This window comes from Pseudomonas ovata (genome assembly GCF_003131185.1).
Taxonomy (GTDB): domain Bacteria; phylum Pseudomonadota; class Gammaproteobacteria; order Pseudomonadales; family Pseudomonadaceae; genus Aquipseudomonas; species Aquipseudomonas ovata.
Genome location: NZ_QFFU01000046.1, coordinates 1 through 5,188 on the forward strand (window position 1 = coordinate 1; position 5,188 = coordinate 5,188).

Below are 5,188 nucleotides of genomic sequence, written 5' to 3' on the forward strand. Positions count from 1 at the left end.
CTCGGGTGGTCCTGGCCGGTCTGGTCCCAGCGAGCCAGGATCGCTGCGTGCTCCGGCCTATCGAGCATGGACAGCTCACAGACCCGCTGCGTGGGCTGCTCGCAGATCGATTTCAGCAGATTGCGCCAGTGTCTCGCCAGCCTATCGACAGTAGTGGGCGAAAACAGGTCCACTGCGTAGGTCAGCGAGGCCCGTAATCCAGACTCGGATTCGAACGTATTGAGCACCAGGTCGAAGTGCGTGGTATGGGTTTCCCATTCCAGCGCACCGACCTTCAGTCCGGGCAATCGCCGCACCTTGCTTTTCACTTCGCTCTGGTGGTTGTAGACCGCCTGAAACAGCGGGCTGTGGCTCATACTGCGCTCTGGCTGCAAGGCTTCCACAAGCTGCTCGAATGGCAGGTCCTGGTGTGCCTGAGCTTGCAGGGAAGTGCGTTTCAACTGTTGGAGCAGCGCCACAAACGTGTTTGTTGGCTCGAACTGCGCCTTGAGTACTTGCGTGTTAACGAAAAAACCGATCAGTCTTTCGGTTTCAACCCGCGTACGGTTGGCGATCGGCACGCCAACCCGGATATCGTGTTGCCCGCTATAACGGTGCAGCAGGGTCTGAAAGGAGGCCAGCAGCAACATGAAAAGGGTTACGCCTTGCTGTCTGGCCAAATGTTTCAGCGACAGGACCAAAGCCTCATTCAGATCGATCCCCAACCAAGCACCGGCGTGACGCTGTACAGCCGACCTTGGATGATCGGTCGGTAGCCTCAGAACGGGCTGTTCGCCGCCCAGTTGCTCACGCCAGTAGGACAGTTGCCTCTCCAGCTCACCCGCCTCCATCCAGTTGCGTTGCCATAGCGCGTAGTCGGCATACTGGATGGGCAGCCCCGGTAAAGTGATGTGATGGCCCTCACTGTAACCCGCATACAACTGCACCAGTTCATCGACCATAATCGGCATGGACCAGCCATCGGAGACGATGTGGTGCAAGGTCAGAATCAGGACATGGTCGTCTTTGGACAGTTCCAGAAGCTTTACACGCAGCAGAGGGCCTTGCTCCAGGTCGAAGGGGCGCACGATCTCCGCTTCCACCGAGGCCTGAATAGCCCTTTCGTCCGCATGTTCCAGCACCTCATGGCTCAGCACCGTGAACATGTGCGGATGAATCACCTGCACCACCTGCCCGCCCTTATCCTCAAAGGTGGTACGCAATGTTTCGTGACGGCAGACCAGCGCGTCGAAACTGCGCTGCAACGCTGCAATATCAAGCTTTCCTTCAAGCCTTAGCGCCGTGGGGATGTGGTAAGCCGCACTGTCAGGCGCCAACTGCCACAAGAACCATTGCCGCTGTTGAGCATAAGAAAGTGCAGAGACTTCTGCCGACTCCCTCTTGAGTATCGGCGTAATCCCATACAGGTTTACGCCTTGCTGCTTGAGCAAGGCGGCCAAGGCCTTGCGCTCTTTGGCGGACAACGACTTTACTGAGTCGAGCAGTTCTTGCACTGGGGGTATCTCCTACGAAATCAGCTCATCAATTTCCTTCGTAGTAAGACGTTTAAGGGCCTCCAGGGATTTAGCTATTTCATCCTGTAGCGGTGAGGTGTGAGCGGCTTTTTCCTCAATGACCTGGCTGAATTCGGCCAGTGTGGGATGGTCAAATAAATCCCGTAAGGTTATTTCAATACCGAGCTGCTCGCGAACACGCACCACCACCTGGGTAATCAACAGGGAGTGGCCGCCCAGTTCGAAGAAGCTGTCGTGTAAACCGACCGTCTCCAGCTTCAGCACTTCGGCCCAGATCAAGGCAATTTTTTGCTGCAGCGACGTCTCTGGCGCGACATAGGCCTGCTGCAGGTCATTGTTATCGGGTTGCGGGAGTGCCTTTCGGTCCAGCTTGCCGTTTGACGTCAGCGGCAGGGTACTCAGGAACAGTAGATGCGCAGGCACCATATAGTCAGGCAGGCAGGCCTTCAGCGCTGCCTTGAGACGCTCGCGCAATTCATCCTGCTGCTGCTGCGACAAGGGACTCATCGGTACCAGATAACCCACAAGCTGTTTGCCAACAGGCCCGTCCTGCGCCAGAACTACGGCCTCACGCACCGTACCCTGCTCCAGCATTTGCGCTTCGATTTCTCCCAGTTCGATACGAAAACCGCGAATCTTCACCTGATGGTCGATACGGCCGACATACTCGATCACACCATCAACGCGATAACGGGCCAGATCGCCCGTGCGATAGAGACGGCCGCCGCCCTGCTCATCGAATGGATCAGGCACGAACCGTTCTGCCGTGAGTGCAGGACGATCATAATAGCCACGCGCCAAGCCGACGCCGCCCAGGTACAGCTCTCCCGAACAAGCAAAGGCCGTCGGCTGCAGGCCGTCGGACAGCACATGAGCCTTTATATTGTCGATTGGCTGACCGATGGGGACAGCCATGCCTTCATCATGGCCACACGTCCAATGTGTCACATCGATGGCGGCCTCGGTCGGACCATAGAGGTTGAACAGCCCGGCCTGCGGCAATCGACCCAAGGCCTTTCGCGCTAGCTCGGCGGGCAGTGCCTCACCACTGCATACGATACGACGAATGCTCCGGCAATGCTCAACATGCTTGCCGGACAAGAAGACCTGAAGCATAGAAGGCACGAAGTGCAGCGTTGTGATCCGGTAATCATTGATGATGCTGACCAGTTGCTCCGGATCACGATGCGCTCCCGGCTGAGCCATCACCAGACGAGCTCCGGTCAGTAATGGCCAGAAGAATTCCCAGACAGAAACATCGAAGCTGAACGGTGTCTTCTGCAGCACGCTATCTTCGGTGCCGAGTTGATAAGCCTTCTGCATCCACCACAACCGGTTGTTCAAGGAGCCATGCGTATTGCCTACGCCCTTGGGACGTCCCGTCGACCCTGAAGTGTAGATTACATACGCCAGGTTATCCGACCTGGTATGACAGTCCGGATTGCCTTCGTCGTAGCCCACCAGCCAGTCGGCCTCAGCCTTCAACGTCAGGCACGAAACGCTTTCAGGGATCGGCAACACGTCGCGCAGGTGATTCTGGGTCAGCAACAATCCGATAGAGCTGTCTTGCAGAATGTAGGCCAGACGTTCCGGCGGATATTCAGGGTCCAGTGGCACATAGGCCCCGCCCGCCTTGAGAATTCCCAGCAGGCCAATCACCATTTCCAGACTGCGTTCAGCCGCGATGCCTACGACTACATCCGGGCCAACGCCTTGCTCGCGCAATATATGCGCCAACCGGTTGGCCCGGTGATTCAACGCTCGATAGCTGATCTGCTGATCTCCAAACACCAACGCTGTCGCCTCTGGGGTTCGCTCCACCTGGGCTTCGATCAACTGATGGATGCATGCGTCGCCTGGATAGCTCGACTCAGTGCAGTTCCACCCATGCACAATCTGTCGGTGCTCATACGGGCTTAGTAGCGGCAACTGCTCAATACGTTGACCAGGCTGCTGAAGGATGCCATTTAGCAGATTGATCCAGTGCTGTCCCATGCGCTCGATCGTCAGCGCGTCAAACAGGTCCGTCGCATAGGTCAACGCCGCGCCAATACCTTCGGCACCCTCGAAGGTGTCCAGCGTCAGATCGAATTGAGCGGAATGACCTCCCCACCATAGCCCCTCTACCTCCAACCCCGGCAGGCGACGCTGGTCGCCCTTTACCTGCGCCTGATGGTTGTACATCACCTGAAACAAAGGGCTATGGCCAAGACTGCGCTCTGGCTGTAAAGCCTCTACCAGTTGTTCGAACGGTAAATCCTGATGAGCCTGTGCGCCCAGCGCTCGTTGCTTCACCTGCTCCAACAATTCAACGAAACTCATCGACAGATCGAATTCGGCCCTCTGCACCTGGGTGTTCACGAAGAAACCGATCAAGTGCTCTGTTTCCACCCGGTTGCGATTGGCAATGGGCACGCCCACGCGAATATCGGACTGACCCGAATAGCGGTGCAAGAGCACCTGAAAACTGGCCAGCAACAACATGAACAGGGTAGCCCCCTGCTGCTGAGCCAGTTGTTTCAGACCATTGGCCAGCGCAGTGTCCAACTCAAGCGACACTCGTGCGCCTGAATGGCTTGGCCGGGCCAGCCGTGCGCGATCGGTGGGCAACTCCAATACCGGATGCTCATCGCCCAGGTTCTTTTTCCAGTAAGCCAGTTGACGTTCCTGTTCGCCGGCCTCCATCCAACTGCGCTGCCAGATGGCGTAATCGGCGTACTGGATCGGCAACTCCGGCAGTCGAACCTCCCGCCCTTGCCTGAAGCCCTCATAAAGCCTGACCAACTCGTCGACCATGATCGGCGTTGACCAGCCATCCGAGACAATATGATGCTGCGTCAAGACCAGAACATGTTCATCGTGGGACACTCGCCATAGCCTGACGCGCAGCAGCGGGCCTTGCTGAAGATCGAACGGTCTGCCGATTTCTGCCTCCACGGCATGCTGCAAGGCCTCCTCGTTCGCTTCTTGCCACTCGGTGCAGGAAAGATCGAACGGCAAGCCTGGATGAATCACCTGGAATGTCTGCTCGCCCACCTGCCGAAATGTCGTACGCAAGGTTTCGTGACGAGCCATCAAAGATTCAAAACTGCGCTGTAACGCCGTCAGGTCCAATTGTCCGGTCAAGCGCAGTACCGTTGGAATGTTGTAAGCCGTCTGTTCCGGATCCAGTTGCCATAGAAACCATTGGCGTTGTTGGGCATAAGAAAGAGGACGCCGTTCAACGTCCTGTCGCACCACAGGAATGGGCAATTGGCTCAGGCTGATGTGCTTGGATGCCAGTTTCTGGAGGAACAATTTGCGCTGTGCGAGCGGCAGCCGAACAAATCGAGATACCAGATCCATATTCTTGTCGGTTTGCATGTTCAAACGACCTCAAGTTCATTCATGAAATGTTCAAGCTCATCCAGATCCGTATCGCTGCAGGCGTTCAGGCTGCTGACCGATGCCGCGTAATCCTGGAGGGTTTCTGTCTGAAAAATCAGGGCGAGAGGCAAGCTCACGCCCAGTTCAACCTGGAGCCTTGCCGTAACCTGGGTGGCCAGAAGCGAATGCCCCCCTAACTCGAAGAAGTTATCGTTCAGCCCCACCTGCTCAAGCTTCAGCACATCAGCCCAGATCGCCGCGATTTGTCGCTCCAGCACCGTACCCGGCTCGACATACGACGCCTGGAA

3 protein-coding genes are annotated in these 5,188 nt (G+C 56.8%); all 3 read right to left on the reverse strand.

The genetic code is table 11. The features are described from left to right. Positions 1–1,502 (reverse strand): condensation domain-containing protein (locus tag DGA31_RS29260; protein WP_421958023.1); only part of this gene is annotated, 1,502 nt, incomplete at its 3' end. Between the two features lie 3 nt (positions 1,503–1,505). Next, positions 1,506–4,877 (reverse strand): non-ribosomal peptide synthetase, encoded by a 3,372-nt coding sequence (locus DGA31_RS29265; protein WP_109514898.1) that lies wholly within the window; start codon positions 4,875–4,877, stop codon positions 1,506–1,508. A 2-nt stretch (positions 4,878–4,879) separates the two neighbouring features. Continuing rightward, on the reverse strand, positions 4,880–5,188 hold a 309-nt coding region (locus DGA31_RS29270; protein ID WP_241509680.1), incomplete at its 5' end, for a phosphopantetheine-binding protein.